The organism is Kutzneria buriramensis (assembly GCF_003387475.1).
Lineage (GTDB): Bacteria > Actinomycetota > Actinomycetes > Mycobacteriales > Pseudonocardiaceae > Kutzneria > Kutzneria buriramensis.
On sequence record NZ_QUNO01000021.1, the window covers coordinates 12,788 to 36,600 of the forward strand.

The 23,813-nt window shown below is 71.5% G+C and carries 20 protein-coding genes; 15 read left to right on the forward strand and 5 right to left on the reverse strand.

Annotation, left to right across the window (positions count from 1 at the left end):
- The first annotated feature begins 473 nt into the window (after window positions 1-473).
- From BCF44_RS44595 to BCF44_RS44605, 3 genes are all read left to right on the forward strand, one after another.
- Complete coding sequence (locus BCF44_RS44595; protein ID WP_116180606.1) at window positions 474-3,341, forward strand: L-tyrosine/L-tryptophan isonitrile synthase family protein; 2,868 nt, start codon at window positions 474-476, stop codon at window positions 3,339-3,341.
- Window positions 3,338-3,862 carry a hypothetical protein gene (locus tag BCF44_RS44600; RefSeq protein WP_116180607.1) on the forward strand — a complete coding sequence of 175 codons (525 nt, stop codon included), beginning with the start codon at window positions 3,338-3,340 and terminating at the stop codon, window positions 3,860-3,862. The genes BCF44_RS44595 and BCF44_RS44600 overlap by 4 nt, the downstream gene beginning before the upstream one ends.
- Window positions 3,863-4,040: 178 nt before the next feature.
- A complete protein-coding gene (locus BCF44_RS44605; protein ID WP_116180608.1) occupies window positions 4,041-5,537 on the forward strand; it encodes a glycosyltransferase family 39 protein in 1,497 nt (498 codons plus the stop codon).
- 55 nt (window positions 5,538-5,592) lie between these two features.
- On the opposite strand, the gene BCF44_RS44610 is transcribed toward BCF44_RS44605, so the two are convergent.
- A complete protein-coding gene (locus BCF44_RS44610) occupies window positions 5,593-6,456 on the reverse strand; it encodes a 3-hydroxybutyryl-CoA dehydrogenase (protein ID WP_116180609.1) in 864 nt (287 codons plus the stop codon).
- 158 nt (window positions 6,457-6,614) lie between these two features.
- On the opposite strand from BCF44_RS44610, the gene BCF44_RS44615 reads away from it, so the two are divergent.
- The gene (locus tag BCF44_RS44615; protein WP_147328872.1) at window positions 6,615-7,553 is read left to right on the forward strand and encodes a G1 family glutamic endopeptidase; all 939 of its coding nucleotides are present in this window, start codon (window positions 6,615-6,617) and stop codon (window positions 7,551-7,553) included.
- A gap of 1 nt (window position 7,554) precedes the next feature.
- Here the strand turns inward: BCF44_RS44615 and BCF44_RS44620 are convergent, their stop codons facing one another.
- On the reverse strand, window positions 7,555-8,301 hold the full coding sequence (locus BCF44_RS44620) for an SDR family oxidoreductase (RefSeq protein WP_116180611.1): 747 nt from the start codon (window positions 8,299-8,301) through the stop codon (window positions 7,555-7,557).
- 45 nt (window positions 8,302-8,346) lie between these two features.
- Here BCF44_RS44620 and BCF44_RS44625 point away from each other — a divergent pair, with 45 nt between their 5' ends.
- The 10 genes from BCF44_RS44625 (at window position 8,347) to BCF44_RS44670 (ending at window position 19,812) form a co-directional block, all read left to right on the forward strand.
- Complete coding sequence (locus BCF44_RS44625; RefSeq protein WP_170218088.1) at window positions 8,347-11,205, forward strand: AfsR/SARP family transcriptional regulator; 2,859 nt, start codon at window positions 8,347-8,349, stop codon at window positions 11,203-11,205.
- Between the two features lie 267 nt (window positions 11,206-11,472).
- A complete protein-coding gene (locus BCF44_RS44630; protein WP_170218089.1) occupies window positions 11,473-11,691 on the forward strand; it encodes a hypothetical protein in 219 nt (72 codons plus the stop codon).
- Between the two features lie 728 nt (window positions 11,692-12,419).
- A complete protein-coding gene (clsA, locus tag BCF44_RS58200) occupies window positions 12,420-13,010 on the forward strand; it encodes a cardiolipin synthase ClsA (protein WP_246016180.1) in 591 nt (196 codons plus the stop codon).
- Window positions 13,010-13,498 (forward strand): GNAT family N-acetyltransferase, encoded by a 489-nt coding sequence (locus BCF44_RS44640; protein ID WP_116180613.1) that lies wholly within the window; start codon window positions 13,010-13,012, stop codon window positions 13,496-13,498. Before clsA ends, BCF44_RS44640 begins: the two co-directional genes overlap by 1 nt.
- Window positions 13,499-13,519: 21 nt before the next feature.
- Window positions 13,520-14,029 carry a DUF4863 family protein gene (locus tag BCF44_RS44645; RefSeq protein WP_116180614.1) on the forward strand — a complete coding sequence of 170 codons (510 nt, stop codon included), beginning with the start codon at window positions 13,520-13,522 and terminating at the stop codon, window positions 14,027-14,029.
- Between the two features lie 141 nt (window positions 14,030-14,170).
- On the forward strand, window positions 14,171-15,037 hold the full coding sequence (locus BCF44_RS44650) for a helix-turn-helix domain-containing protein (protein WP_116180615.1): 867 nt from the start codon (window positions 14,171-14,173) through the stop codon (window positions 15,035-15,037).
- A gap of 62 nt (window positions 15,038-15,099) precedes the next feature.
- Complete coding sequence (locus BCF44_RS44655) at window positions 15,100-15,600, forward strand: (2Fe-2S)-binding protein (protein WP_170218090.1); 501 nt, start codon at window positions 15,100-15,102, stop codon at window positions 15,598-15,600.
- Between the two features lie 3 nt (window positions 15,601-15,603).
- Window positions 15,604-16,602, forward strand: a complete 999-nt coding sequence (locus BCF44_RS44660; protein ID WP_116180616.1) for an FAD binding domain-containing protein — start codon at window positions 15,604-15,606, stop codon at window positions 16,600-16,602.
- Window positions 16,599-18,749 carry a xanthine dehydrogenase family protein molybdopterin-binding subunit gene (locus BCF44_RS44665; RefSeq protein WP_116180617.1) on the forward strand — a complete coding sequence of 717 codons (2,151 nt, stop codon included), beginning with the start codon at window positions 16,599-16,601 and terminating at the stop codon, window positions 18,747-18,749. The genes BCF44_RS44660 and BCF44_RS44665 overlap by 4 nt, the downstream gene beginning before the upstream one ends.
- Window positions 18,739-19,812, forward strand: coding sequence for a hypothetical protein (locus tag BCF44_RS44670; RefSeq protein WP_116180618.1), 1,074 nt, complete (start codon window positions 18,739-18,741; stop codon window positions 19,810-19,812). The genes BCF44_RS44665 and BCF44_RS44670 overlap by 11 nt, the downstream gene beginning before the upstream one ends.
- Here the strand turns inward: BCF44_RS44670 and BCF44_RS44675 are convergent.
- On the reverse strand, window positions 19,809-20,414 hold the full coding sequence (locus BCF44_RS44675) for a TetR/AcrR family transcriptional regulator (protein WP_116180619.1): 606 nt from the start codon (window positions 20,412-20,414) through the stop codon (window positions 19,809-19,811). The genes BCF44_RS44670 and BCF44_RS44675 overlap by 4 nt on opposite strands.
- Window positions 20,415-20,475: 61 nt before the next feature.
- On the opposite strand from BCF44_RS44675, the gene BCF44_RS44680 reads away from it, so the two are divergent.
- Window positions 20,476-21,345 (forward strand): aminoglycoside phosphotransferase family protein, encoded by an 870-nt coding sequence (locus BCF44_RS44680; RefSeq protein ID WP_211353521.1) that lies wholly within the window; start codon window positions 20,476-20,478, stop codon window positions 21,343-21,345.
- Between the two features lies 1 nt (window position 21,346).
- Here the strand turns inward: BCF44_RS44680 and BCF44_RS44685 are convergent, their stop codons facing one another.
- Both BCF44_RS44685 and BCF44_RS44690 read right to left on the reverse strand, forming a co-directional pair.
- On the reverse strand, window positions 21,347-22,615 hold the full coding sequence (locus BCF44_RS44685; protein ID WP_116180620.1) for a glycosyltransferase: 1,269 nt from the start codon (window positions 22,613-22,615) through the stop codon (window positions 21,347-21,349).
- A gap of 50 nt (window positions 22,616-22,665) precedes the next feature.
- Complete coding sequence (locus tag BCF44_RS44690) at window positions 22,666-23,661, reverse strand: methyltransferase domain-containing protein (RefSeq protein WP_116180621.1); 996 nt, start codon at window positions 23,659-23,661, stop codon at window positions 22,666-22,668.
- Between the last annotated feature and the right edge of the window lie 152 nt (window positions 23,662-23,813).

Sequence of the window (23,813 nt, forward strand, 5' to 3'; positions counted from 1 at the left end):
GTGCCCTTTACGGTGGTCGGTTCCCGGCCCGTTCGTGCCGACGGCGGTTACCGGTCTCGCCGTGGTCGTTCGAAGTGCCGACCCGATCGGGTAATTCCCCGGCCGGCGACCCGCACCGGCTTGCCCCTGCGGGGGCGTTCGTTTGATCGGGGCGAGCCTCGGGGGGGACACTGCGCTTGCCGGTAGACCCCGGCATTGTAGAAACCGGCGGTGAATACCAGGTGAAAGCCGGGCCGGCGGCAAACGGCAACGCCACAGAACGTATCCGGTGAACCCGCGGCCGGACATGGTGGGGTCCGTGCCGGCGGCATGTCAAGCTCGCTCCGAAGCGAGTGATGTAGATCACGTAACACCCGGAAGAGGCGCTCCACGCTGACCGGTCCTCGATATACTCGTGCGCAGTGCCGCGAATTCCGGGGACCAAGAACCGCGGCTGAATATGTGGAGAGCCACGTGTTCGTTAGGGCCCTGGTATGAGCATGTTGGACGGAGCGGCCGCCCCGCGGGCGGTGTCGCGCCCGGTCAGCGACGGTGTCGCCGAGCACCTCGCCGCGGCCGCCGGCTGGCGCCGGCTGGCCGAGCTGGTGCGGCGCGACGCCGAGCTGCGCCTGCACCTGGCGCTGCGGCCGCCGCACGACCTGTCCGCCGATCTGGGCGACGGCCCGCAGCCGCCGCACCCGCGCGCGTCCGACCGGGTCCGCATCGTGTCGCTGGCCGCCCTGCTCGACCGGCGCGCCAGCGACGAACGCACCCTGCTCGAACAGGTCATCGGCAACCAGCACGAGCCGGTGGACGCGCTGGACCACGTGGTGGAGCACTTCGTCCGACCGCTGATCACCGTGTTCCGGGCCCTGCTCGAACGCCACCGGCTGGTCCTGGTCGACCTGGACGCCGACACCGTCAACTTCGAGCTCACGCCGGGCGTGCGCGCCACCGGGCGGATCGTGGTCACCTCCGTCGCCGGGCTGCGCGAGGCCGGCGAGGCGGACCTCCTCGACGTGGACCGGGCCGCCCGCGCCCTGCACGGGGCGCTGACCGCGCTGGCCACCGGCTTCCAGCAGGCGAGCTTCGACGGGCGGCAGTACAAGGGCCGGACGGTGCGCGCCGCGTTCGACGCCGTGCTGGCGGCCGAGCTGCGGTACCTCACCCCCGAGACCGCCGGCCTGCTGCGCGGCGACCATCCGCTGGACCGGCACGTGCACTCCGTGCCGGAGGAACAGGACCGGCTGCTGCGCGAGGTGCTGCGGCGCGTCGAGGAGAGCTCGGCCGCGCGCCGGCGCGACCCGTCGCTGCCGGTCCCCGCCGTCGTCATCGACCTGGACCTGTGTGGACTGGTGCCGAAGGCGCGGACGCTGCATGCCGCGCGCACGCTCGCGGGCCCGCGCGAGGGCGCGCCGCAGGGCATCCCCGAGCTGGCCCGCCCCGGCACGCTGCGCGCGCTGCCGTCCTACTCGAAGCCGGCGTGGGACCGGTTCCTGGAGGTGTCCGGCGTCGCCGGGCGCTACCCGGACGTGGAGTGGGACGACGTGCACGCCGAGTTCTGCCCCGCGTTCTACCGGCCGTGGGAGCGGCTGCGCTCGGACTCGCTGGCGCCCGGCCTGGTCCGGTTCGTGCGGGACGTCGAGGACGCCGGCGGCGAGGTCGTGTTCAACACCGGCCGGCGGGACCGGGTGCGCGAGCACACCACCGCCGTGCTGGCCCGAGGCGGGCTCAGCCACGTCCGGCTGCTCACGCTGCCCGACGACCGGGTGCGGCCCATCGCCGAGCTGAAGGTGGAGAACCTGCGCCGGCTGGGCGCGCTGGACGTGGTGGCGGTGTTCGACGACCTCACCGAGAACCGGCAGGTGCTGCGGGACGCCTTCCCCGGCGCGATGGTGATCGCCGTGGAGGCTCCGGGCTTCACCAGCGACCGGGTCCCAGGCTGCCCGCCGCCCGACGGCGCGCCGCTGATCGCCACGTTCGAACGCCTGCCGCGGCAGGCCACCGACGCCGTGCCGGCCTTGTCGCACACCCATTCCATCGCCGAGCTGCACGTCGGCGAGCTGTCGGTCGGCCTGCCGGCGCGCGGGCACGCGGTGAACCTGTCCGTCGCGCAGACACTGTCCATTGTGGACCGGCTCGTCGCGGACGCCGACGCCTCCGCGCTGCGCACCGCGGCCGCCGCACCCGGGCATCTGCGCGAGGCGCTGTCCACTGTGTCCGATCCGTTGCAGCGCACGGTGTTGCTGCTGCACCACATCTTCATGCGCAAGCAGTTCCATCGTGGATCGCGCGCCACGTACACGCCGGAGATGGCCGCCACCGACCTGATGCCGTTCCTGCGCAAGCGGGAGCCGATCCAGGTGGTGGTGCCGGGCTTCCCGGTGAAGCAGAGCCAGAGCGGACTGAAGGCCTCCGGCGTGCTGCCCGACCTCGCCGAACTCGGCGTGCTGGTGCGGCTGCGGGAACTCCAGCAGGCCGTCAAGAGCGTGTACGCGCCGGGGCTGCGGATCACCGTGCTCACCGACGGGCACCACTTCCGGCCGCGGCCCGCGGTGATCGTCGAGTCGTACGTGCGCAAGCTCAACCAGTACCTGCGGCTGGTCGGCGGCCAGGACTTCCTGGAGTTCGTCGACTTCGACGACGTGGCGCGGCGCAGGATCGGGCCCTCGCTGGACGGCGACCGCCTGCTGCTCATCGAGTACTACCAGAACGTCTTCCGCAAGGCGTTCGCGGAGTTGGACATCGCCGCCGACCCGATGGGGGCCCTGGCGCGGGCCGCCGAGGTCGACCCGATGGCCGACCACCGCGGCGGGTTGGCGTTCCGGGACATGTTCCGGTCCATCCTGCACTCGGTGGCGATGGACGTGCCGGCCGGCAAGGACCGCATGACGTGGGCCCGTGACGTGTACGCCGACCCGTACCAGCTGGCCGATCCCACCACGCCCGTCGAGATCGTCCGGGCCCGCAAGCAGGTGCTGCGGCAGGCGTGGAGCGACACCGTACGGTACCTGTCGGCCGTGCTCACAGACCGGGAACTCGGCTACGAGGGCCTGTTCGAACACCGCGTCCGGTTCACCGTCAGCATGCCGTCGCCCGGCCGGGTCGGCTTCGCCGCACTCGGCGGGTCCGCGCTGCTGCCGTGGCACGGCACCGCCGCCGTCGACGAGAAGGGCACGCTGTCCACCGACTTCGCGATCTGGCTGTACGACCAGGGTTTCGTCCCCGTCTACTCGCCCGTGCTCGGCTACCGGCAGCCGTGGCTGATGGTCCCCGTGACGTCCACCACCGTTCTGGACAGTGCCCGCGGCGCGCAGCTCGTGCCGGAGCTGGTGGAAGGCATTCACCTGAGGCGGAAATGACCGAACACGGCTTGGCCAGGCGGGGCCGCCGCCGCGACAGCATGATCGCGCTGGTGTTCGGCACGCTCGTGCTCTTCGCCGGGCTGTCCTTCCGTATCGGCCCGCTGTGGGCCGCGCTCTGCGTCCTCGCCGTGGTGACCGTGCCTCCCTTGGTGATCGCCCTGATCATGCGGAGGATGGCCGGCGACGGCTGGGCCGCCTCGCTGCCGCGGGTGTTCGCCCACCGCCTCGGCCTGCGCGGCGCCGCGCGGCACGGCGTCGAGGACGACCAGGTGCGGTACCAGCGGCAGGAATTCCTCGGCCGGCTCGTCATCGACGGCGACGTCCTCCGATGGGAACCGCGCGAGGCCGACCGCCGCCGTGGCATGACGTCCCTCGAGTGGCAGCGCCCCTGGCACGGCGAACTCGTCCGGCTTCGAGGCCCCGGCCGCGTCCGCTGCCTCACGCTCCCCGGTCCCGACGGCGAGCCGCTGGACATCTGGCTCCGCGACCCGCACAACACCGCTGCCCGTCTCGTCTGACCCCCCGCGAGTCCCGCTCAGCGTCGCACCGAAACACGGTTTCCGGCAGACCTGAGCACCATCACACCCTGCGGAGACGCAGTCCGGTGGTCCGTCTACTATCCACGCCAGCGAGCTCGAAGTGCGTTCTGCACGGTCGCGTGATCGTGACCGCTGACCGCGGTGGAGGGGGCAAAACATGGGGGCCATCGCGTGGCTGGTGCGTGTCCTGCGGACCAGGGTGTGGTTGGCGCCCCTCGTGGTCATGCTGGCGCTCGGCCTGCACTACATCACGCAGCCTCAGGTGTGGCGCGACGAGCTCGCCTCGTGGACGGCGGCGTCGCGCAGCTTCCCTGACCTGTGGCACCTGCTGTCCCATATCGACCTGGCCAACGGCGCCTACTACGTGGTGCTGCACCCGGTGATCGCGGTGTTCGGTGACGGGGCCCTCGCGATGCGTGCGCCGTCGGTGCTGGCGATGTGCGTGGCGACGGTGTGCGTGTCGCTGATCGGCCAGCGGCTGTTCAGCCGGCGCGCCGGCCTGGCGGCAGGCATGGTGTTCGCCCTGCTGCCCAGTGTGTCCCGATTCGCGCAGGAGGCCCGCGCGTACGCGTTCGTCGTGATGTTCGTGGCGCTGGCGACGCTGTTCCTGCTGTGGGCGCTGGATCGCCCGTCCTGGTGGCGCTGGCTCCTCTACGCCCTCTCGCTCTCCGCCGCCGGCATCTTCCACCTGGTCGCTCTCACGTGCGTCGCCGGCCACATCGCGGTGATCTTCCTGCACCGCGGCCGGGACGACGAGGAGCGCCGGCCGCTGCGGGAGTACTGGTGGTTCCCGGCGGCCGTCCTGGTGGCGCTGCTGCCGGTGATCCCGCTCGCCCTCGGCTCACTGCCCCAGACGAGCGCCCAGATCGGCTGGCCCAAGCCCGACCTGCACAACCCGCTGGGCTCGGCGACGACGATGTGGCTGATGCTGTTCTGTTCCGGCATCGGCGCCGGCGCGGTGGTCGTGTTCGCCGGGCTGGCGTGGAACAACGAGAAGCGGTCGGCGGCCATCGGCACGGCCCTGGCGCTGCTGCCGACCGCTGCGGTGGTCGTCGCGTCCGAACTGGGAACGTCGTACTACGTCGCGCGGTACCTGATGTTCACCGTCCCGGCGTGGGCGGTGCTGGCCGGCGCGGGCGTGGCCACGGTCAGCCGCCTGCGCGGGGTGGCGGTCGCGCTGCTGGCGCTGGCCCTGCTGATGTGGCCGGACCAGCAGGCGATCCGGGCGCCGCAGTCACACGACTGGTGGAACTACCCGGCGCCGAACAACTTCCCGTCGTTCGACTACCTCGGCGCGTCGAAGATCATCGCCGCCGGCTGGCAGCCCGGCGACGGCGTCGTCTACGGCGAACGCGGCCAGTTCCCGATGACCGACCTCGGCGTCGAGTACAACCTGCACGGCCGGATGCCGCTCGTTGACGTGCTCGCGACCAGGACCGCCGAGGCGAACGGCACGTGGAACCCGCCGGAGTGCCCGTCGCCCGACAGTTGCCTGGCGTCCGGGCCGCAGCGACTGTGGGTGCTCAACACCTACGCCAGCGACCCGTTCTCCTTCATGGAGCAGCCGAAGATCGACGCCCTGAAGAAGTACTACACGGTGACCAGGACCAGCACCGTCGCCGGCATCACCGTCGCGCTGATGGTCCACAAGTGACCATCCACAAGGGACTACCGGCCGGGCGGGCGCTCCCGTCCGGCCGGTGTGCGCCTCAGGCGGAGTAGTCGTAGAAGCCGCGGCCGGACTTCTTGCCGAGCAGACCCGCGTCCACCATGCGCAGCAGCAGCGGCGGCGGCGAGTACAGCGGCTCCTTGAACTCCTCGTACATCGACTCGGCGATGGCCTTGGTGGTGTCCAGGCCGATCAGGTCGGTCAGCTGGAGCGGCCCCATCGGGTGCGCGCAGCCCAGCACCATGCCCTGGTCGATGTCGGACGCCGAGGCGTAGCCGGACTCCATCATCCGGATCGCCGACAGCAGGTACGGGATGAGCAGCGAGTTCACCACGAATCCGGCCCGGTCCTGGGCGGTGATGACCTCCTTGCGCAGCACGCCTGCGGCGAAGCCGCGGGCCCGCAGGGCGGTCTCCTGGCTGGTCAGCAGGGACGGCACCAGCTCGACCAGCTTGAGCACCGGCACCGGGTTGAAGAAGTGGATGCCGATCACGTGGTCGGGCCGCTGGGTGGCCATGCCCAGCTTCATGATCGGGATGGACGACGTGTTCGACGCGAAGATCGCCTCGGGGTCGGTGACCACCTTGTCCAGGGTGGCGAACACCTCGGTCTTGACCTGCTCGTTCTCGGCCACCGCCTCGACCACCAGCTCGCGGTCGGCGAACTCGCCCAGGTCGGTGGTGAACCGCAGCCGGCCCAGCGCCGCGTCGCGGTCCTGTTCGGACAGCTTGCCGCTGCGCACGCCCCGCGCCAGCGACTTGGCGATCCGCTCCCTGCCCGCCTCCATCGCGGTCGGGTTCGCCTCGCTGACGACCACGTCCAGCCCGGCCCGCGCGCACACCTCCGCGATGCCCGACCCCATCAGTCCGGCGCCGACGACGCCCACCCGGCGGATCTCAGCCACAGGGATCCTTCCTCCTTCATCGTTTCACGTCGCCGGTCAGGATCGCTGCCCGGCGAGGTCAACTGTATCTGTTCCCGGCCGGACGGCTCCTGGAACCATCGGCGTCGTTTCTTCGCATTGATCAGAAATGCCCGACGCCGTGTGTGGAGGTGCTACTGGTGACCGAAACCATCATGTCGCCGAGCGATCTCGGCGTGCGATTGTTCTCCACCCCGCCGGCCGATTTCGACCCGCTGACCGCCGACCAGCGGGAGCTGTTGGCCTACGGATTCCCGGCCCGTCCCGACCAGGACGCGCAGCGCCCCCTGTACACCCAGTGGAAGCGCAGAGTCAGCAGGAACTACACCCGGATCGAGCCGGTTTTCGTGCGCAACACCGACAAGGTGCACGGGCCGATGCGCGGCCCGAGCGCCGAGGCGGAGTCGACCGGCCCGGCCGGTTCTCACAAGGCCAATGCCACCTCGACGAACTGGTCCGGCAGCGCGGTGTTCGCCGCCTCCGGCGACTCGTTCAAGTGGGTCGAGGGCGAGTGGACCGTGGCCGACCCGTCCGACCCCAGCGGCGGCAAGACCTCCTACTACTCGTCGTCCTGGGTCGGCATCGACGGCTGGGGCTCGCCCGACGTGCTCCAGGCCGGCACCGAGTCCTCGCTGGTCAACGGCAGCAAGCGGGTCTACGCCTGGTGGGAGTGGTACCCGGACTTCGAGATCGCCATCTCGAACTTCCCGGTCTCCGCCGGCGACACCATGTTCTGCCTGATCTGCGCCACCTCGACCACGACCGCGTCGATCTGGCTGACCAACGACAGCACCGACCAGTCCGTCTCGTTCGCCATCACGGCGCCGTCCGGCACCACGCTGCGCGGCAACTGCGCGGAATGGATCGTGGAAACGCCGTCGGTCGGCGGTTCGCCGACGACGCTGCCCGATTACGGCGTGGTGTATTTCGACGACGCGCAGGCGTTGGCCAACAACGCCGGCTGGGTGGGCGGCAACACCGGAACTCCGATCACGCTCGTCAATTCCGGTGGCACCGCCCTGTCCACGCCGACATTGGAGAAGCTGGACCTGCTGAAGCTCACGTACAACGACGTGTGAGTCAGAGTCCGCCGGCGATCCGGAATATCGCGCCGGTCGTGTAGGACGCCTGGTCGGACAGCAGCCAGGCGATCGGGTCGGCGATCTCCGCCGGGTCGGCCGGCCGACCCAGCGGGATCCGGTCGCCCGCCTTCCACGCCCGGTCCGGGTCGCCGGACACGATGTGGATCTCGGTGTCGACCATGCCCGGCGCCACCGCGTTCACCCGGATGCCCTCCTTGGCGACCTCCTTGGCCAGCCCCACGGTCAGCACGTCCACGGCGCCCTTGGACGCCGCGTAGTGCACGTACTCGCCGGGCCCGCCGTGCAGCGTCGCCGAGGAGGACACCAGCACGATGGAGCCGCCGTTGCCGCCGCGGGCCGTGGACATCGACTGCACGGCCCGCCGCGCGCACAGCAGCGCGCCGAGCACGTTCACGTCGATCAGGTGCCGCAGCTGGCTGACCGGCTGGTCGGCGAGCGGCATCATCGGGCTGGTCACGCCGGCGTTCGCGACGAGGCCGGTGATCGGACCCAGTTCCTCGCGGGCCGTGCGGAACAACGCCTCGACGTCGTCCTCGACGGACACGTCCGAGCGCACCGCGACGCAGCGGCCGCCGGCGTCGACGACTTCGCGGACGACCTTCTCGGCGGCGTCGGCGTCTGCGCGGAACGACAGGCACACGGCGTGCCCGTCGGCGGCCAGGCGGCGCACCGCCGCCGCGCCGATGCCGCGGCTGCCGCCGGTGACGATCGTGACTGGAGACACTCGTTCCCCCTACTCATGCTTGTCAACAGGGGCATTATCTCCACTGTGGGGGTGCGCTACGCCGTCCTCGGGCCGCTCGAGGTCACGATCGACAGACAGCCGACAGCGTTGCCGGCCGCCAAGCACCGGATCGTGCTGGCCACGCTGCTGCTCAGCGCCAACCGGCCGGTGTCGGTGGACGAGCTGGCCGAGCGGCTGTGGGGTGAGGAACCACCGGCCAGCGCGAAGGCGACATTGCAGGGCTACGTGCTGCGGCTGCGCCGCACGCTGACCGCCGCCGGGGTGGACCCGGTGCGCACCCGGCCGCCGGGCTACCTGATCGAGGTGGGGCCGGAGGAACTCGACCTGGACCGGTTCAAGGCGCTGGTCGCGGAGGCCGAATCGGCGCCGGCGGCGGCCGCCGCCGACCGCCTGCGCGAGGCGCTGGACCTCTGGCGGGGACCGGCGCTGTCGGACGTGCCGTCGCCGTCACTGCACTTCGCTGCCGGAAGGTGGCTCGCCGAGCTGCGGATCAACGCGCTGGAGCGGCGTATCGACGCGGACCTCCGGCTCGGCCGCCACGCCGACCTGCTGGGGGAGCTCGCCGGCCTGGTCGCGGATTCGCCGCTGCACGAGCCGTTCCGAGCACAGCTCATGCTCGCCCTGCACCGCGCCGGCCGCAGCGCCGACGCCCTGGAGACGTACCGGGACGCCCGCGCGACTTTCGTCGCCGAGCTGGGCATCGAGCCGGGGGAGCGGCTGCGCGAGGTGGAACGCGGCGTGCTGGTGGGGGATCCGGCGCTGGACTGGCGGCCGGAGGCACCCGATCGCGTTGTGTTGAGACCGCAGGCGCTGCCGCCCGACGTGCCGGACCTGGTCGGCCGAGCATCCCTCGCGGACGAGCTGACCGCCCGCCTGGCGGCGCCGTCGGGGCACAGCGGGACGCCGGTGGTGCAGGTGATCGCCGGTATGCCGGGTGTTGGCAAGTCCGCACTTGCCGTCCACATAGGCCACAGATTGCGCCCTCACTTCACCGACGGCCGTCTGCACGCCACACTTCGCGACGCCACCGGCCCGTTGCATCCGGCGGAGGTGCTGGGTCGGCTGCTGCGGCAGCTGGGGGTGCTCGGCACGCACCTCCCGGACAGCGTGGAGGGCCGTTCGACGCTGCTGCGGGACCGCCTGGCGGGCCGGCGGGTGCTGCTCGTGCTGGACGACGCCGTGGACGAGGCCCAGGTCAGGCCGCTGATTCCCGGCGACGAGTGCTCGGCCGTGCTGGTGACCAGCCGGAACCGGCTCACCGGGCTGGCCGGGGCCCGGACCGTCGACCTGACCGTGCTCGACGACGGCGAATCGCTGCGGCTGCTGGAGACCGTGCTCGGGGTCGAGCGGGTCGCCGCCGAACCCGCCGCCGCCCGCGACCTCGTCCGGCACTGCGGCGGCCTGCCGCTGGCGCTGCGGATCGCCGCCGCTCGGCTCGCGGCGCGGGCGAACCGGCCGCTGAGCTGGCTCGTGGCGCAGCTGGCCGACGAGCAGCGCCGCCTGGACGGCCTCGAAGCCGGCGACATGCAGGTCCGGGCCAGCCTCGCCACCGGCTACCGGGCGTTGGACGGGGAACGGCAGCGGGCCCTTCGCCTGCTGGGGTCCTTGAACAACGCGGACTACTCGCCGCGGCTGGCGGCCGCCGTGCTGGATCGGCCGCCGCATCGGGCGGAGCGGCTGGTCGAGGACCTGGTGGACGCCCAGCTGCTGGAGCTGGTCGCCGACCGGTACCGGATGCATGGTCTGGTCCGCGTCTACGCCCGTGAGCAGGCGATGTCCGACCGGGAGCGGGACGAGGCCGTCGAGCGGGCGCTGTCGGCGTGGCTGGCGGCCGCCGAGGAGGCGGAGGCGATGCTGCCCAACGCCGGCTGGCTGCCGCATCTGCCCGGCCGGGGAGCGGCGTCGTCGGTGGATCCCATGGCGTGGTTCGAGGTGGAACGGCAGGAACTGGCCGTGGCGATCGACCAGGCGGCCGCCGAGGGGCACGTGGGGCACGCGTGGCGGCTGGCCGCGGCGTGCGAGGGCTTCCTGGAGGTGCGGGGCCACTGGGACGACTGGCGGCGGTGCCAGGAGCGGGCGCTGGTCGCCGCCGTGACCGGCAACGACCGGTGGGGCGAGGCCCGGATGCGGTACGGGCTCGGCCGGTTGTGCTTCGCCCAGGACCGGCACGAGCTGGCCGAACGTCTGCTGCGGCAGGCGTTGGAGCTGTGGCAGGGCGACCGGTTGTCGCAGGCCCACGCGTTGATGGCGCTCGGCGACGTGCACCACCACAACGGCCGGCTCGACCTCGCGCGGGCCTGCTTCGACGAGGCCGCCGCCGACTACGCCACCGAACACGACGAGCGGGGCAGCGTCAACGCCGGCTTCTGCCTGGGGCTGCTGAGTCGCGACTTGGGGGACGTGGACGCAGCGAAGTCCGCATTGGCTGCGGCGCTCGCGGCCTTCCGCCGCCTCGACGACTCGTACGGGCAGGCCCAGGTGCTGCTGTTCCTCGGCGCCTCGCACTGCAAGTGGGGCGACCAGGACGCCGCCGAGCGGTGCCTGACCGAGGCGACCGCGCTGTACCGGGGCTTCGGTGACCGGCTGGGGGAGCTGCGGTGCCTGCGTCAGCTCGGGCACGTGCTCGTCATCCGTGGCGAAACCGCCCGCGCCGAGCGAGTGCTCACCGGCTGCCAGCGGGCGTTCGCCGAGATCGGGGACGTGTTCGGCGAGGCCTTCGCCGGCTGGAGCCTGGCCGAGCTGGCGCTGCGGGACGGCGACGAGCGGCTCGGCCGGCACCGGCTCACCGCGGCGCTCGATCTGTTCACCCGCGCGGGGCTCGAGCCGTGGCAGCGGCGTATGCGGCGCAGGTTGGCGGAACTGGGCAGGTCAGCCGCCGTGTGACCGGTGCGGCCGATCGGCGGTGCCGCGGTCGGGCGCCGTTCGTCGGTCGGGCAGACGCGCCGAACGGCAGGCGCGGTGACCCCGGGCACAAGTCGATCACGTGACAGGAATCGCAGCTGGGCGACGTATCTGACCCGGCGGGCGCGGGCCGGTCGGAAACCGGCCGGGAGCGCCGGAACGGGGGCCAGAATCGACGTCGTCGGGGTAACGCACAGCGACCGGGTGACCCGCTTCCCGGACGGAACCCCTCACGGAGGATTCAGCTAGATGAGCGTCATGGCCGAGGCAACCAGCCAGTCCGAGGCGAACCGGAACTCCCGTCCGCTGCCGACCGCGCCGTGCAGCGTCGTGTGGAGCGGCGGGCACGCGTACGTCCTGGAGGGATCGCACGGCCGGGCCCGCTGGGTCGGCGTCGACGACCGCGGCCGCCCCCGCTTCTTCACCGGCGACGAGCTCCAGCTCCGCGGCTGGTCCCGCTCCCGGTAACCCCCGCGAGTCGCGCCCACAGACACACCGAATGTAGGTCTGGGGCAGACGACCACAGATCTCACCCACCGGCCATGGACCCGCGGTCGCGGTCCTCGCGATCGGGACCTCGATATCGGACCTGCCGGCTCGGGATCGATCCGCCGGCTTGGGATCGACCTACCGCCTTGGGACCAGCTCGCCGACTCGGCATCGATCGGCCGGTTTCGGGTCGACCCCACCAGTTCAGGATCGACCCGACCGGCCTGAGACAGGCCGGAGCCGGTTCCGCACAGAGATCGAATTGAGCAGCCCCCGAATCAACCCTAGCCATGGGGTCTGACACTTCGGCGGGAGCGAGTGGTCGCCGCCGCTCGCCCGCCCGGAACTGTCAGACCCTCGTGGTTGGATTGATTCGGGGGCTGCTCTGCTCGGCCGGGGGCTGCTCTGCTCGGCCGGGGGCTGCTCTGCTCGGCCGGGGGCTGCTCTGCTCGGCCGGGGGCTGCTCTGCTCGGCCGGGGGCTGCTCTGCTCGGCCGGGGGCTGCTCTGCTCGGCCGGGGGCTGCTCTGCTCGGCCGGGGGCTGCTCTGCTGTGGCGGCGTCGCCTCGCTCGCCCGGCTGCCTCACTCAGGCGGGCTCCTTCGCTCTGCTGCTGCTCCGCCCGGCCGGGACCGCTCCCGCTCAGACCGCGCGACACGCCACCCGCCCACCGGGCGCGTTCTCCACCTCGCAACATAGGCTTGTGCCTTGTGGTCCAAGGCAACGCGCACGTCCGGTCCGACCGGGTGTTCACCGTCCCCAACCTGCTGAGCATCCTGCGGCTGGCGGGCGTGCCGCTGTTCCTGTGGCTGCTGCTGGGCCCCCGCGAGGACGTCTGGGCCATCGTGGTCCTCGCGCTCGCCGCGATCTCCGACTGGCTGGACGGCAAGCTGGCCCGCTGGCTCGACCAGGCCAGCCGCCTGGGCGCGCTGCTGGACCCGGCGGCGGACCGCCTCTACATCCTGGCCACGGCGTTCGCGTTCGTGGTGCGGGGCATCCTGCCGTGGTGGTTCGTGGCCCTGGTGCTGCTGCGCGACGTGGCGGTCTCGCTCTGCCTGCCGCTGCTGCGCCGCGCCGGCTACGACACGCCGGACGTGATCTACCTCGGCAAGGCCGCGACCTTCTGCCTGCTGTACGCGCTGCCGATCCTGCTGCTGGCGCAGGTCGGCCCGACCACCGCGATGATCGCGGGCCCGATCGGCTACGGCTTCGCCGGCTGGGGCCTGCTGATGCACGTCTGGTCGGGCGCCCTCTACGTGTTCCAGAGCATCAACGCGGCCCGCCACCCGATCCGCCGCTGATGCTCGTCGAGGCGATCGCCACCGAGCGGCTGCGACTGCTGCCGCTACGGGTCGAGCACGCCGAGGAAATGGCCGCCGTTCTGGCGGATCCCGCGCTGCACACGTACATCGGCGGCGCCCCGAGCACGGTGGAACGGCTGCGCGTCCGGTACCGGCATCTCGAGGCCGGCTCGCCGAACCCGGAGATCACCTGGCTGAACTGGGTGATCAGCCTCGACGGCCGCCTGACCGGCACGGTGCAGGCGACGGTCGGCCCGGGCCCGACGGCCGAGATCGCCTGGGTCGTCGGCACCGCCTGGCAAGGCCGCGGCATCGCCAAGGAGGCGGCGAAGGCCCTGGTCGAGTGGCTCGGCCGGCAGTCGGTCCGCACGGTCGTCGCGCACGTCCACCCCGACCACCACGCCTCCGTCGCGGTCGCGACAGCCGCCGGTCTTGAGCCGACCGACGAGACGCAGGACGGCGAGGTCAGGTTCCGTTACAGCTATTGACTGTAACGCTACCGTGGTGGCATGACCACCGCGCAGGAGTTGATCGATCGCGGCATTCCCTTCCTCGACCAGGTGAAGAACCGGACCGCCGGCGGCAAGCTGGAGACCTGGCTGAACCAGACCTACGGCCCCGGCACCGCGCTCTACGACGACCTCGCGCGCATGATCACCGAGGGCGTGCGCGACGGGTGGGCGGCCAACATCGAGGTGGACGGCCCGCGCTACCGCCGCAGCAAGATCGCCGAACCGGCCGACGCGCTGAACTACTTCAGCGTCACGGCGGTCTACATGGACAGCGTCGAGCCGTACCGCGGCCAGTACCACCAGCACCCGTACGGCGAGCTCAACCTGGTCGTCCCGCTGACGCCCGGCGCCGAGCTGATGGGCCCGCGCGGCTGGCAGGGGCCCGGCTGGACCGCGCCGGCGCCCGGCAGCCACCACTACCCGGAGGTTCGCGGCGGCGCGCTGATCGCGCTGTTCTACCTGCCCGCCGGCCGGATCTCCTACGACATCACGCCGCCCGCGGCATAGTCCACAGTGGACTTCGGGCGGGCGACTGATCGTGTGCGGACAGTGGCCCGGCCGACCGTTCGTCCAGTCGTTGCCGGACGGAGCGGGTACCCGTCGCCGCGTTCGCGGCATCGCACGGCGCCGCGATGGATACTGCGGTTGATGAGCGTGGACAGCGCGGCGCCCGAGGCGCGCCGAAGACGGGACGACTGGCCGGATGTCGGCTGGACGGTGTTGCGCGTCTACCAGTACGACAACGCCGAACGCGCGGAGTTGCAACTGCCGCCGAGCGGCGACCAGTCCATTGTGCTCGCGAACGTGGGCGTGACGACCATCGAGTCGCGACACGGTTCGACCTGGGGCGCCGCCCGTTTCGGCCCCGGCCAAATCGGACTGACCGCGCCGGGGCGGGCGACCGACATCCGCTGGCGCGGCACGGAACGCACATTGACGACGCATATCGAGATCCCCGGCGCGCTAATCGACCGCACCTGCGTCGAATTGTGGGGCCGGGACGCCGCAAGATTGGGCCGACCGGACGCGTTGTCCGTCGAGGATCCGGTGTTGTCCTCGGTCGCCGACGCCTTGTGTGCGGCCGCCCGCGCCGGCGTCGACGAGTTCTACGCTGAGTCGGCGGCGACATTTCTCGCCGCGCACCTGCTGACCGTGCACGCGTCCGCGCCGACGCCCCGTGAGCTGGGCCGGGAGGACCAGCGGGTGCGCCGCGCGGCGCAATTCATCCGGGAAAACCACCAGTTGCCGCTCACGCTGGCCGAGATGGCCGCGGTGGCCGACCTGAGTCCGTTCCACTTCCTCCGCGTTTTCAAGGCGGAGACCGGTCAGACGCCGTATCGCTTCCTGACCAAGGTTCGGGTCGAGCGCGCCCGGCGGCATTTGAGCCGTCACGAACTGTCCATCACCGAGATCGCTCATCTGTGTGGGTTCGCGTCACCCTCCAGGCTGACGTCGGCCTTTCGCAGCGAAACCGGCCAGTCACCCTCCGAGTATCGGGCGGGCCGACCGCAATAATCGCCGGTTCACACCGCAATCTGCGGAATGCGGCCGTCGGATCGGCCACTTACGGTGGCGGCGTGTCCACCAACGACTTGCCCGCCACCACGGTCGAAGTGACCTGCACGATCAACGGCGATCCCGTACGGCTCACGCTGGATCCGCGCGAGTCGCTGCTGGACGTGCTGCGTGAACGACTCGCCCTGACCGGTACCAAGAAGGGCTGCGACCAGGGCCACTGCGGCGCCTGCACCGTGCACCTCGGCGGCCGCCGCGTCGTGTCCTGCCTGACGCCGGCCGTGCAGGCCGCCGGCCAGGACATCCACACCATCGAGAGCGTCGCCGGTCCCGACGGCGGACTGCATCCGCTGCAACAGGCGTTCGTCGACAATGACGCCTTGCAGTGCGGCTACTGCACGCCCGGGCAGATCATGTCCGGCCTCGCGTGCATCGCCGAGGGGCATATGGCCGACGACGACCAGATCCGCGAGTACCTCAGCGGAAACGTGTGCCGCTGCGGCGCGTACTGCGGCATCGTCGCCGCCGTGCGGCAGGTCGCCGGCATGACGCAGGAGGGCTGACCCGTGCGACCGTTCGCCTACGCCGCGCCCGGCAGCGTCGATGACGCCGTCGCCGTGCTGCGCGACGCCGTGCCCGGCACCAAGATCCTCGCCGGTGGCACCACGTTGTACGACCTCATGAAGCTCGGGGTGGAAGCGCCGCCCGCGGTCGTGGACGTGTTGCGGCTGCCGGAACTCGCCGGCATCACCGTCACCGACTCCGAGCTGGTCTTCGGCGCCGGTGTCCGGATGGCCGACGTGTCCGACCACCCCGTGGTGCGCGCCGACTACCCCGCGCTGGCCGAGTCGATCTGGCGGGCCGCCTCCCAGCAGCTGCGCAACATGGCCACGCTCGGCGGAAACCTGTTGCAGCGCACCAGGTGCGGCTACTTCCGGGGCACGGACTTCGCCTGTAACAAGCGGAATCCCGGCAGCGGCTGCGCCGCCATCGAGGGGCACGACCGGCACCACGCGCTGCTGGGCGCCAGTTCCCTGTGCAGCGCCACGTACGCCGGCGACTTCGCCATCGCGCTGCGCGCCTTCGACGCGGTCGTCGACGTGGTGGGGCCTCGCGGCGAGCGCCCCATCGCGCTGGCCGACCTGCACGTCGAGCCGGGGGAGGACCCCAGCCGCGAACACGTGCTGGACGTCGACGAGCTGATCGTCCGCATCCGGGTTCCGCTCACCCCGGCCGGTCGGGGCTCCACCTACCTGAAGATCCGCGACCGTGAGTCCTACGCCTTCGCGCTGGCGTCGGCCGCGGTCGGGCTCGTGATCGACGGACAGGGCGTGGTGACCGAGAGCCGGATCGCGCTGGGCGGGGTGGCCACCCGCCCGTGGCGGGCGGTCGAGGCCGAGCAGTCGCTGCTGGGCCAGCCGCTGACCGCCGAGTCGGCCCGGCGGGCCGGCGAGATCGCGTTCGCGGACGCACGTCCCGGCCGCACCAACCGATTCCGCATCGAGCTGGGCATCCGCACCGTCGCCGACGCCGTGCGCACTGCCGGGGAGCGGGCCGTCCGATGAGGGTCGACGCGTACGAGAAGGTCACCGGGAAGGCGCTCTACGGCGCGGACCGCGTGCTGCCCGGGATGGCGTTCGCCGCCCTGGCCCTGGCCAGGACCGGCCGCGGCCGGCTGATCAGCGTGGACACCAGCGCCGCCGCGGCCGTGCCCGGGGTGCTGGCCGTGGAGACGCACTTCGACCTCGCCAGCCCCGGCTTCGTGATGGGTGGCGGCTTCGGCTTCCAGAGCCTCCAGCCGATGACCGACGACCACATCGCCTACCGCGGGCAGCCGATCGCCATCGTGGTGGCGGAGACACCGGTCGCGGCCACCGAGGCCGCCGAGGCGATCACCGCCGAGTACGAGGACGAGCCGACCGCGCTGCACCTGGACTCCGAGGGCGCCACGACGCTCGTGCAGGAGGAGGCCATCCCCCTGCCGTTCCTGGCCGACCTCAAGGTCGGCGACGCCGACGCGGTGATCGACGCCAGCCCGGTGACGATCGAGGGCACCTACGAGCACCCGCCGCAGCACGCCGTGCCGATGGAGCTCAATGGCGGTGTGGTGCACTGGGACGGCGACACGCTGATCGTGCACGAGGGCACCCAGAACGCCAACGCCCTGCGGTTCGGCCTCGCGCAGCAGTTGGGCATCGACGCCGCGAACATCGAGGTCCGGTCGCCGTACGTCGGCGGCGGCTTCGGCCAGAAGAACTCGCTTCTGGTCCACATAGGACCGTTGGCGCTCGTGTCGAAGCGGTTGGGGCGGCCGGTGAAGCTGGTGCTTGCCCGCACCCAGACGTTCCACAACGGCAGCTTCCGGCCGGCCAGCCGGCAGCGGATCCGGCTCGGCGCGGACGAGACCGGCAAGATCACCGCCGCGGTGCACGAGGTGGATCAGCAGACCTCGCGCCACGATCTGTTCCCCGCGATGCACACCGAGACCTCCGCCCGGCTGTACGGCCTGTCGGCGTACCGCGGCCGGCAGCGGCTGGTGCAGACCGACGTGCAGACGCCGGGGTACATGCGGGCCCCGTTCGAGAGCCCGTCGATGTTCGCCTTCGAGCAGGTGGTGGACGAGCTGGCGTACAAGGTCGGCCGGGACCCGGTCGAACTGCGGCTGGCCAACGACACCGACACCGACCCGATCAGCGGGCTGCCGTTCTCGACGCGGTACGTGGCCGACTGCCTGAGGCGCGGGGCCGAGCTGTTCGGCTGGTCCGGCCGCAACCCCGAGCCGCGCTCGATGCGTGCCGACGACGGATCCCTCATCGGCTGGGGTGTGGCGATCGGCAACTATCCCTGCAACACGGCCGCCACCAATGCCACCCTGACCGCCGGCGAGGACGGCCGGGTCACCGTCGCCGTCGACGGACACGAGATGGGGCAGGGGATCCGGTCGACGATCGCCCTGCACGTGGCCCAGGACTTGGGAATTCCCGTGGGTGACGTGGTCGTGCAGGTCGGCGACACCACGGTCGGCACACAGCACCTCACGGCCGGTTCGTGGGGCACCGCCTCGGCGCTGCCGTCCGTCCACTCCGGACTCAGGGAGCTTCGCAAGCACCTCGACGTGGCGGACACCGGCGACGTCGAGGTCGCGCCGGCTGTCGCGGCCGTCGGCCACGCGGTGACGGTGCACGCGGACTCGGTCGGCCCCGGCCAGCCGGCGGACGCGTTGGCCCAGTCGATGACCGGGCACCTCGCGATCACCGGGCCGGAGTATCCGGGCTTCGTCACCTTCAGCTGGATCGCGCATTTCGTCGAGGTGCGGGTGGAGCCCACCACGTGCCGGATCCGGGTGCCTCGCGTGGTCAGCGTCGCCGACTGCGGCCGGGTCGCCAGTCCCGTCACGGCGGCCAGCCAGGTTCGTGGCGGCGTGATCTGGGGGATCGGCGCCGCGTTGCGTGAGGAGTCCATGGTGGACGATCGCTTCGGTGGGTTCGTCAACTCCACGCTGGAGGAGTATCCGGTGATGGTCAACGCCGATGTGCACAGCATCGACGTGGACTTCATCGACAAGCCCGACTACCGGTACAACCCGGTCGGTGTGAAGGGTCTCGGCGAAGTCTCCATGGTCGGCGCGGCCGCCGCCGTCGCCAATGCCGTGCATCACGCGACCGGCCGGCGGCACTACAGATTGCCGATCCGGATCGAACATGTCATCTGACGTCGCCGCTTCGGAGGTCGTCGGCCGTCCTTCCGTCAGCGCGCCCGACGCCTTGAGCCCGGAGGCCCTCGCCGATGCCCGGCGGGGGCAACCCCGGCGCGGCTTGCTCGGTCTGTTTTTCGCCCTGCCGGCTTCCGTGCTTCTGGCGGTCGGCTGGGGCGGTCCCGTGCACACCTTCACCGTGCTCGGCCCGCTGCTGACGTTCGCGCTGCCCATCGTCGCCGTGATCGCGTTCTGGTGGCAGGACTGGCCCGGCAGCCTGCTCACCGGCGGCTGGTCGGGTTTGTACGACACGGTGATCGTCGCCGTCGGCGGCGTGCTGCTGACCGTGCTCGGTCAGGGCCTCGTCTCCGGCGTCGACCTGGCCGGCATCTTCGCCCCCGGTCCCGGCCATCCGTCGATGTCCTCGGTGGTACCCCTCGCCGTCGGCATCTTCGGCGTGATCTTGCAGCTCACCCTCGTCGGCGAGTGCTGGCCGCTGCGTGGGCTCGCCCGCGTCCCTTCCGGCCTCGCCGCCTTGGCCGTCTGCTGGCTGGTGGGCTTGGCCCTGTACTTCGGTCTCGTCCGCACCGGCCTCGTCGTCGGCGAGTCGTACGCCAGCTGGATCGCCGCCCTCGGCGCGTGGCAGATGATCTGGTACGTCGCCCTCCGCGGCTGGCCCTTCGCCCGCATACCTAGGCGGGGTATCCGTCTGATCACCGCCCATCTAGCCGTGATCGCCTGCGGCTGGCTCAGCTACCTGTTCGCCGTGCACGTCCTGGGCTGGGAGGCCAACCGCCTCGCCGAAGTCTCCGGCTCCGCCATCGCCGCGATCCTCCTCGTGGCCATGCTCTTCGAGGCGTGGCCCGGAATTCTGCTGTCCGAAGTCCTCGGCCGCACCCTGATTCTGCTGCTGGTCGTCGCCCTGACCGCCGTCTTCGCCCTGATGCTGCCGGTAGTCGCCGGCTGGATCGGTGTGCCGGATCGCCAGGCGTTGAGCTGGTCCACGCACACCACCCTCAACGCCGTGAGCCTGGCCGTGATCCTGCACGTAGCCGTCTGGCGCCGCTGGCTCGCCGACTAACCAGCGATGGCCGGCCACAGCACGGCCACCACTTTCTCGGCAAGGTCCTTCGACGGTTCACCCCGGTAGAAAGCCCCGAAGTAGCTGCCGAAGCACATGATCGCGATGGTGTGCGGGTCGATGGCGTCCCGCACCTCGCCGCGGTTCTGCAACTGCGCCAGCACGTCCTCCAGCAGCGACACCCTGGGCTCGATGGCGTGCGTGCGCAGGATGTCGAGCAGCTCGGGGGTGCGGATGGCCTCGCCGGCGAAGTTGCCCATCAGCACCATGGCGTCCGGGTTGAAGTACGTGGGGTCGAGCCGCCGGACGGCCTCCACCAGCGCCTCGCGCGGCGCGAGTTTGGCGAGGTCGACGGTGTACGTGTCGCGCTGCCGGCGGAAGCCGTAGTCGAGCGCGTCCACCACGAGGTCGAACTTGGTGCTCCAACGCCGGTACAGCGTCGGCCGCGTGACGCCGGCATCGGCGACGATGTCGCCGATGGTCATCCGCGAGTAGCCGTCCCGCACCAGCCGCTCACGGGTGGCGAGGATGATCGCCTCGTCGATGGCCGCGTCACGGGGCCGGCCGCCGACGTTACCCCGCTCGCTGTCGTCCTTGGACATGGACCTACCGTACCGGATAGGTTACAGCGAGCAGCTGTAACTAAGAGCTTCCGGGGGTCGTGTGCTGACCGTTCCACGCCGATTCGTCGAGGCGACGATCACCAGAGAGGGCGAGGCCGGCCGGCGGTGGATCGAGGCGCTCCCGGAGCTGGCGGCCGGTGTGTTGGCACGGTGGCAATGCGCCATGTCCGGACCCGTCATGCATGGGTTCGTGGGCGTGGTGATCCCGGCGATCCGAGCTGACGGCCAAGAGGTGGTGCTGAAGCTGGGGTTCCCCGCCAACACCGCCGAGGCGGTGGCGCTGGCGGCGTGGAACGGCAACGGCGCGGCGCGGCTGCTGGCGAGCGACGACAGCGGCGCGATGTTGCTGGAAAGGCTGCAACCGCTGGAGAAGCCGGCGTCGATTGCGGAAATCGGTCGGCTCGCACGCCGGCTGGCGATCCCGGCGCCGAGAGGGCTGAACTCGCTGGCGGACAGGGCACGGGCGTGGATGGTGGACGTCCCGAAGCACGCGGCACGGCTGGGCCACCCGCTGCCGAGCCGGGTGATCGACGCCTGCGTGGCGAACGTCCGCGACCTCGCGGTCGGTCAGCCCGACTCGCTCGTGCACGGGGATCTGCACCTCGGGAACGTCCTGCGCGGGGGCGAGGAACTGAAGGCGATCGACCCGAGCGGGCTGGCGGGCGATCCGGCCTACGAACTGCTGCCCGTGCTGCGTGACGACTGGCCGGCGGTCATGGCCGAGGCCGACCCGCGCCGGGCAGTGGCGCGGCGGATCGCGGAGTTCGCGGAGGCGGCGGAGGTGGATCGGGAGCGCGTGCACCGGTGGACGCAGGCCAGGGCGGCGGAATCGGCTCTCTGGTCCCGTCAACTCGACGAGCCGGACGCGATCACGGAACTCGTCGACACCATTGCGACGATGCTGGTCTGACTCACCGATGGACGGGCCGGCCCGTGCTTGCCAGTTTCTCCAACAGGTTCGCGGCTTCGGTGGGGGCATCGTGCCGACCGAGATCGGCGGCGAGGCGGGCGGCGGCGTCGGAATAGCGGTGGTCGGCAAGGACATTGCGCACGGCGGTGCGTAGGACGTCGGCGGAGGGGGCGTCGGTGGCGAGCCGGACGCCGGTGCCGGACCACGCGACGCGGGCGGCGATGTCGGGCTTTTCTTCGGTCACGCCGGCCACAACCATCGGCACCCCGTGCGACAGCGCCATCTGCACGCCGCCGTAACCGCCGTTGGTGACGAAGACACTGGCAAAGGGCATCACCGCCGCCAGCGGCACGTGCTGTTCAATGTGGACGTTTCCGGGAAGTGTAGCCGGTAGTGTGAACTCGGCGCCGCCGGTGGCGATCACGGCGGCGACGTCCTCGCCGGACAAGGCCTCGACGGCGGCACCGATCAGGTTGGCCCGAGCGTTGGCGACGGTGCTCAGGGCAACCAGAACCACCGGCCGCCCCGAACGAAGCTCCGGCAGCCAGGAGGCAGTGAAGGCCGGCGGTTCGGGCGTCAACGCCCCGATGAAATGCACCTGGGGCGGCAGGTCTCGCCGCGGGTACTCGAACGACTCGGCGGTGTCCTGCATGAACAGCCACGGCGACATGAACTCGTCGAACGGGGACCGGCGACGGCGCGGCAGCCCGAGGCCCTCGCGCACGTCGTCGAGGTGACGAGTGGTGTGTCCGAACAACCGGCGGTGCACGGCGGTCAGCAGCCGGTCCCGCAACGGGAATCCCGGCGGCAGCCCGAGTCCCGGCGGCGGGGTGTCCCGGCTGTACGTGCCGAGACGGGTGGTGGCGAGCCGTGCGAACGGCGGCCCGCCGCGTTCGGACACCATCGGCGCAGCCATGATCAACATGTCGGCGAGCAGCACGTCGGCCGGGGACTCGGCGAGGATGGCTTCCATGTCTCGGATCCCGCCGGGCGCGGCGTCCACGAAGGCCCGTTCGAAGTAGAGCCGGAGCCGCCCCAGCCGCGAGGCCGTACGCAACTCCGGCACCAGATCCACCAAGCCCACGCGCGTGAAGTCGACGGCGTGCGTGATCGGATGGAACCGCGCGCCGCTGGCCTCGACGTCCGCACGCAGGCCGACGCCGGTGTACCAGTGCACATCGTGGCCCCGGTCGACCAGGCTGCGGACGACCAGCGCCATCGGCGTCGTATGCCCCACAACGGGCGTCGAGGCCACCAGAAACCGGGCCATAGCTCCAAGACGATACGAGCCGTCGCCCGCGATGTCCTGCCCGAAAGGGCTCAGCCGGGCCGGCGCGTGATCACCAGCCGGCCGAAGTCGGTGGTGGCGACGCGCACCGGCTCGAACCCCGCGGCCACGGCCTCCGCGGACAGCTCCTCGGCGGTCGGCCCGAACGGCACACCGAGGCCACGGAAGGTCAGGCGCCGCACCAGGTACGCGGCGCGGCCCTCGTCGGCCGGCTCGACCTCCATCTCCTGCGCGAACAGCAGCCCGCCGGGCTTGAGCGCCCGCCGGATCACCGCCAGCGTCGCCGCCCGCGACGACTCCGGGAAAAACGGCTGGGCCCAGAAAGCGCCGCCGAACTCGTCCAGCTCCGGCAGGTCCCGGGCGTCCATCCGACGGATCTCCACCCGGTCGGCCACGCCCAGCGCCGCCGCGCGCCGCGCGGCCTCGGCAGCAACCGCCGGCACCAGCTCGACCGCGACGGTGCGCATCTCCGGCACCAGCGACGCGAACGTCAGGCTCGCGCACGCCACGCCGCAGCCGACGTCGAGCCACCGGCCGCGCACCCGCTCGGCCAGCTCGGGCACCTGGTCGAGCAGCTGCTGGTACACCGCCTTGCTGACGTCGGTGGTCCGGCCGCCGACCGCGTTGGCGATCACCAGCGCCTCGTCCTCGGTCAACGCCAGGGGCGCGGGATCGGCGACCGCGTCCCGGATCAGCCGGGCGTCGAGGACCGTCTCCGCGAGCTTGTCGGCGAGCGGCACCCACGAGTCCGCTGCCGTGTACGCCTCGAACGGCGCGGTGAGCCGGACCTTGCCGTCGGCCTGTTCGACGACGCCGTGCCCTTCCAGCGCGGCCAGCACGTCCGCCACGCGGGCGGCCGGCAGGCCGGCGAACTCCGCCAGCTCGTCGACCGTCCGCGGCGCGGCGAGGAAACGCGTCCATCCCTTCTCCTGAATCGCGCCCAGCAGCGTCAGGAATTGCGCGCCGGCCCGGGCGCCCTCCACCTGTTGTCGGGCCTGCATCGCCAGTGCGAACCGTTCGAGTGCCACCGCGCGCCTTTCGTCCGAGGACTACTCATCGCGAATCTATCCACGAAAGGCAGTGGTTGCACACAGGGCGACCATGCCGAAGCGCTTGTTCTTCACGATTTACCCCTTCGTCCGGGGCGGCGCCCTGCGCGCCGCCCCGGACGGGTCTACCG

What these genes read in the sequence shown, in the direction of transcription:
- BCF44_RS44665 (WP_116180617.1), top strand. Translation starts at nt 16,599, where the DNA reads ATGAGGGTCGACGCGTACGAGAAGGTCACCGGGAAGGCGCTCTACGGC.
- BCF44_RS44640 (WP_116180613.1), top strand. Translation starts at nt 13,010, where the DNA reads ATGCTCGTCGAGGCGATCGCCACCGAGCGGCTGCGACTGCTGCCGCTA.
- BCF44_RS44595 (WP_116180606.1), top strand. Translation starts at nt 474, where the DNA reads ATGAGCATGTTGGACGGAGCGGCCGCCCCGCGGGCGGTGTCGCGCCCG.
- BCF44_RS44630 (WP_170218089.1), top strand. Translation starts at nt 11,473, where the DNA reads ATGAGCGTCATGGCCGAGGCAACCAGCCAGTCCGAGGCGAACCGGAAC.
- BCF44_RS44685 (WP_116180620.1), bottom strand. Translation starts at nt 22,615, where the DNA reads ATGGCCCGGTTTCTGGTGGCCTCGACGCCCGTTGTGGGGCATACGACG.
- BCF44_RS44645 (WP_116180614.1), top strand. Translation starts at nt 13,520, where the DNA reads ATGACCACCGCGCAGGAGTTGATCGATCGCGGCATTCCCTTCCTCGAC.
- BCF44_RS44670 (WP_116180618.1), top strand. Translation starts at nt 18,739, where the DNA reads ATGTCATCTGACGTCGCCGCTTCGGAGGTCGTCGGCCGTCCTTCCGTC.
- BCF44_RS44605 (WP_116180608.1), top strand. Translation starts at nt 4,041, where the DNA reads ATGGGGGCCATCGCGTGGCTGGTGCGTGTCCTGCGGACCAGGGTGTGG.
- BCF44_RS44650 (WP_116180615.1), top strand. Translation starts at nt 14,171, where the DNA reads ATGAGCGTGGACAGCGCGGCGCCCGAGGCGCGCCGAAGACGGGACGAC.
- BCF44_RS44600 (WP_116180607.1), top strand. Translation starts at nt 3,338, where the DNA reads ATGACCGAACACGGCTTGGCCAGGCGGGGCCGCCGCCGCGACAGCATG.
- BCF44_RS44675 (WP_116180619.1), bottom strand. Translation starts at nt 20,414, where the DNA reads ATGTCCAAGGACGACAGCGAGCGGGGTAACGTCGGCGGCCGGCCCCGT.